General features: G+C 75.5%; 4 protein-coding genes. All 4 read left to right on the top strand.

Going from position 1 to position 4,935, the window contains the following annotated elements:
- The coding region (locus GKQ77_RS27580) for a nucleotide disphospho-sugar-binding domain-containing protein (RefSeq protein ID WP_258022061.1) at nucleotides 1–1,221 on the top strand (1,221 nt) is incomplete at its 5' end.
- Nucleotides 1,222–1,326: 105 nt separating this feature from the next.
- Nucleotides 1,327–2,631 (top strand): lipopolysaccharide biosynthesis protein RfbH, encoded by a 1,305-nt coding sequence (gene rfbH, locus GKQ77_RS27575; RefSeq protein WP_219691643.1) that lies wholly within the window; start codon nucleotides 1,327–1,329, stop codon nucleotides 2,629–2,631.
- The gene (locus GKQ77_RS27570; RefSeq protein WP_219691642.1) at nucleotides 2,628–3,413 is read left to right on the top strand and encodes an SDR family NAD(P)-dependent oxidoreductase; all 786 of its coding nucleotides are present in this window, start codon (nucleotides 2,628–2,630) and stop codon (nucleotides 3,411–3,413) included. The genes rfbH and GKQ77_RS27570 overlap by 4 nt, the downstream gene beginning before the upstream one ends.
- A 194-nt stretch (nucleotides 3,414–3,607) precedes the next feature.
- A complete protein-coding gene (locus tag GKQ77_RS27565) occupies nucleotides 3,608–4,909 on the top strand; it encodes a nucleotide disphospho-sugar-binding domain-containing protein (RefSeq protein WP_219691641.1) in 1,302 nt (433 codons plus the stop codon).
- The last annotated feature ends 26 nt before the right edge of the window (nucleotides 4,910–4,935 follow it).

Here is a 4,935-nt window from a genome sequence, read left to right as displayed (position 1 = left end):
GTGCTTGCCACGCCCGTCCCCAGTCACCTCACCCCCCTGCTGCCCCTCGTCTGGGCGCTGCGCGGGGCCGGGCATCAGGTGCTGCTCGGCGGGCAGCCGGATCTGGAGGGTGTCGCCACGGCGGGCGGGCTCTCCATGGCCGTCCTCGGCACCGAGGAGCAGGAGGTGCGCAAGCGGCTCGCGGTGCGGGCGGCGGGGCGGCCGGACGCGGGCGGCGCGGGCGGCTCACGTCAGGAACCGCCCTGGGACTCGCTCGCCGAGCGCTGGCGCGGGCGGCTGGAGTCGGTGACCGGGCCCGCCCTCGAACTCGCCCGCTCCTGGCGCCCTGACCTCATCGTCGCCGACCCCCTCGAACACGCCTCCCTGCTCGTCGGCGGCGTCCTGGACATTCCCGTCGTGCACCACCGCTGGGGCGTCGACTCCTTCAGTACGCGCAGCTTCGGGCGGGTCCGCGACGCCCTCGCGGAAATCTGCGCCCGGTACGGGCTCGCCGACGGCCTGCCCGCACCCACGCTGGTGCTCGACCCGTGCCCGCCGGGCCTCCAGGACCCGGACGCGGCGCCCGGCCTGCCGCTGCGGTTCGTGCCGAGCAACGGCGCGGGCACGGTGCCCGCCTGGGCCGCCGACCGGCGCGCGGAGCGCCGCGTCTGTCTCTCGCTCGGGCTGCGCACGCTCGCCCTTGAGGGCCCCCACGTGCTCACCGGCATCCTGGCGGCGCTCGGCTCCCTGGAGGGGGTGGAGACGGTCGCGACCGTGGAGCGCCAGTACCGCGAAGGGCTCGTGGTGCCGCCGTCCGTACGCCTCGTGGACCCCGCGCCGATCAGCCTCTTCCTGGACACCTGCGACGCCGTGGTCCACCACGGCGGCACCGGCACCGGCCTGACCGCGATCGCCGCCGGGCTGCCCCAGCTGGTCCTGCCGCAGACGCCGTGGACGGCCGAGCACGGCGAGCGGATCGCCGCGACGGGCGCCGGACTCCACCTGCCGGACACCGAAGCCCCCGGCACCGAAGGCTCTGGCGCCGAAGGCCAGGACGGCGCGGGACGGATCGCCGACGCCGTGCGCCGCCTGCTCGACGAGCCGGAGTTCGGCGCGGGCGCGCGGCGCCTCGGCGAGGAGATGGCCCGCACCCCCTCCCCCGCCGACGTGCTGCCACACCTGGAGCGGCTGGCCGCGCGGGGCGGCGTACGACCGGCTGTCCAGGGCGGTTCGAGTGCGTGAGGGCAGTGTCGGGCACGGCGCGGCGAACCGGCGAAAGAGCCAGGACACGGCGGGCCGAGAGGCGGCGGACGTGACGGAGAGAGCCGAGAGGCACGAGGGGGAGAGATGAGCGACCACAAGGCGCTGATACTGGACGAGGTACGCAAGTACCACCTGGAGCGGGAGGACGGCCGCGGCTTCGTCCCGGGCGTCACGGAGATCTGGCCGTCCGGGGCGGTGCTCGACGAGGCCGACCGGGTGGCCCTGGTGGAGGCCGCCCTGGACATGCGCATCGCGGCGGGCTCCAGCTCGCGCCGGTTCGAGTCGCGGTTCGCCCGCAGGATGGGGCGGCGCAAGGCGCATCTGACGAACTCCGGTTCGTCGGCGAACCTCCTGGCGATGACCGCGCTGACCTCGCCGCAGCTGGAGGACCGGCGGCTGCGCCCCGGCGACGAGGTGATCACCGTCGCGGCGGGCTTCCCGACGACGGTCAACCCGATCCTGCAGAACGGTCTCGTCCCGGTCTTCGTCGACGTCGACCTCGGCACGTACAACGCGACGGCCGACAGGGTGGCGGCGGCGATCGGCCCCAGGACCCGCGCCATCATGATCGCGCACGCGCTCGGCAACCCCTTCGAGGTCGCCGAGATCGCCCAACTGGCCGAGGACCACGACCTGTTCCTCATCGAGGACAACTGCGACGCGGTGGGCTCGACGTACGACGGACAGCTCACCGGCACCTTCGGCGACCTGACGACCGTCAGCTTCTACCCGGCCCACCACCTCACCATGGGCGAGGGCGGCTGCGTGCTCACCGCGAACCTGGCGCTCGCCCGCATCGTGGAGTCGCTGCGCGACTGGGGCCGGGACTGCTGGTGCGAGCCGGGCGAGAGCAACAAGTGCCTGAAGCGGTTCGACTACCAGATGGGCACGCTGCCCGCGGGCTACGACCACAAGTACATCTTCTCGCACGTCGGTTACAACCTGAAGACGACCGACCTCCAGGCCGCGCTCGGCCTGACCCAGCTGGAGAAGCTGGACGAGTTCGTCGAGGCGCGGCGCCGCAACTGGCGGCGGCTGAGCGAGGGTTTGGCGGACGTGCCGTGGCTGCTGCTGCCGCGGGCCACGCCGCGCTCGGACCCGAGCTGGTTCGGCTTCGTGCTGACCGTGGACCCCGAAGCGCCTTTCACCCGCGCGGAGTTGGTGGCCTTCCTGGAGGACCGGCGTATCGGCACGCGCCGCCTGTTCGCCGGGAACCTCACCCGCCACCCCGCCTACATCGACCAGCCGCACCGCGTGGTGGGCTCCCTGGCCAACAGCGACATCGTCACCGAGCAGACCTTCTGGGTGGGCGTCTACCCCGGCCTGACGGACGAGATGCTCGACTACATGATCGCTTCCGTACGCGAGTTCGTGGAGGCCCGCGGATGACGAATTCCCCTGCCGCGTACGAGGGTTACGGCCTGGCGGGCCGTACCGTCCTGGTGACCGGTGCCACCGGCGGCATCGGCCAGGCGGTGGCCCGCGCCTACGCAGCCGCCGGGGCGAAGGTGGCCGTCGCCCACCACAGCGGGGCCGAGCGGGCCCGCCGGCTCGCCGACGAGCTGGGCGCGGAGGCGGGCCGGGCGTACGCGGTGGCGTACGACCTGACCGACCCGGAGTCGCCCGGCCGCGCGGTGGCACAGGTCGAGGAGCGCTGGGGCGGCCTCGACGTCCTGGTGGCCGGCGCCATCCGCTGGGGGGTGCGGCGGGCGCCGGACACCCGCTTCGAGGACGTACCCGAGACGGACTGGGTGCCCTTCCTCGGCGACAACCTGGTGCCCGCGGTACGGACCGTGCAGCGCGCGGTCCCCGGCATGCGGGCCCGCGGCTGGGGCCGGGTCGTCCTGATCTCCTCGCACAACGCCCTCGGCGGCAACCGGGGCCAGGAGTTCTACGGCACCGCGAAGGCCGGTCTGCACGGGCTAGCCCGCTCCCTGATGTGGGACGTGGGCCGCGACAACGTCCTGGTCAACATGGTCGCCCCGGGCCTGACCGCGACCCCCCGCGTCCTGGAGGGCCTGCCGGAGCCGGTCCGCGACCGCGAGGTGCGCGCGACGCCGACGGGCCGTCTGTCCACGCCCGAGGAGGTGGCCGCCGCCGTCCTGTTCCTGGGCTCCGCGGCCAACGGAAACATCACGGGCGAAACCTTGACCGTCTCCGGCGGCCGCTGACCGCCCCCCACTCCCCGGCCGCCGCACCGAGTCGGCATCCGGCGACCGCCGCGCCGGGCCCGCGCCCGGCAGCCACCGCACCGGCTCCGCTCCCCACGGCCGGCTCCCCGGACCCGCGCTCCGGGCGGCTGCCGGACCGGGTCCGGCAGCCGTTGCACCGCCTGACCCGCGCCCCGTACGAAGGAACCGATCCCATGACCGAGCCGACCCCCGCGACGCCGGGGACGACAGGCGCGACGGCCGAACCGGCCGGTGCCCGCGTCCTGTTCACCACCTGGGCCGCCCCCTCCCACCTCTATCCGATGGTGCCGCTGGCCTGGGCCTTCCAGGCCGCCGGGCACCAGGTCAGGGTCGCCGTGCCGCCCGGGTGCGTGCGGGCCGTGGCGGACGCCGGGCTGACCCCCGTGCCGGTCGGCCCCGACCCCGACATCGCCGGGCACGCCACCTCCGGGGGCCTCGCCGCCTGGCACACCCAGGGCCGCTGGCCCGACGACTGGGCCGCCCGCGCCGACGAGCTGAGCGAGGCCCAGCAGGGCATCCTGCGGGCCCTCGGCGAGAAGCAGCTGCGGATCGCCGGTGCGATGGCCGACGATCTGCTCGGCTTCGCCCGCGCCTGGCGGCCCGACCTGGTCGTGCAGGACGCGGGCACCTACGCCGGTACGCTCGCCGCCGCCGACCTCGGCGTTCCCGCCGTCGCCCACCTGTGGGGCAGCCCGGCGGTCATGCGCCTCAACCGGGCGGGCCTGGACGGCCCCCACTTGGACGGCTACCGCGCGCTGTTCGAGCGGTACGGACTCGAACCCGCCGAGCCAGGACTGTGGGTCGACCCCTGCCCGCCGAGCCTCACCCTGCCCTCGCCGGTGACCCGCGTACCGACCCGGTTCGTCCCCTACAACGGCCCCGGCGGTGCGCCGGAGAGCCTGCTGCCGCCGTCCGGGAAGCCCCGCGTCTGTCTGACCTGGGGGGTCACCGCCGACCGGCTGAAGCCCGGCGGGCCCGCGCTGCCGCCCCCGCTGCTGGCCGCCGCCCACGAACTGACATCGGGCGGCGCCGAGGTGCTGCTCGCCGTCACCGAGGCCCAGCGCGAGCGGCTGGGCGCACAGCCCGACGGCGTGCACACGGTCAGCGGAGTGCCGCTGCGCCTGCTGCTCCCCGGGTGCGACGCCGTGGTCCACCAAGGCGGCGGCGGCACCACCATGACGGCCACCGAGGCCGGGGTGCCGCAGCTCATCCTCTCCCCCCGCCCCGAACAGATGCTCACCGGCGCCCGTCTCGCCGCCGCGGGGGCCGCCCGGCACCGCCCGCTCAACGAGGTCGCCGGAATGCCGGACACGGCGGCCCCCGGCGCCCTGCTCGCCGCGGATGTGCGCGCCCTGCTCGACGACCCCGCCCACCGGGCCGCGGCGGGCCGCCTGCGGGCCGAGGCACGCGCGCTGCCCACCCCGGCGGAGGTCGCGGGACGCCTCATCGCCGAGGCCCGCGCCACCACCGCCTGACGCCCGGCCGCGTCCCGGCCCACGAC

It is taken from the genome of Streptomyces anatolicus, assembly GCF_019400875.1.
Taxonomy (GTDB): domain Bacteria; phylum Actinomycetota; class Actinomycetes; order Streptomycetales; family Streptomycetaceae; genus Streptomyces; species Streptomyces anatolicus.
The sequence above is the reverse complement of the archived record's forward strand: the minus strand, read 5'-3'. Positions and strand labels throughout refer to the sequence as shown.

Excerpts from the sequence above, each read along its gene's own strand:
- GKQ77_RS27565 (WP_219691641.1), top strand. The coding sequence starts at position 3,608 with ATGACCGAGCCGACCCCCGCGACGCCGGGGACGACAGGCGCGACGGCC.
- GKQ77_RS27570 (WP_219691642.1), top strand. The coding sequence starts at position 2,628 with ATGACGAATTCCCCTGCCGCGTACGAGGGTTACGGCCTGGCGGGCCGT.
- rfbH (WP_219691643.1), top strand. The coding sequence starts at position 1,327 with ATGAGCGACCACAAGGCGCTGATACTGGACGAGGTACGCAAGTACCAC.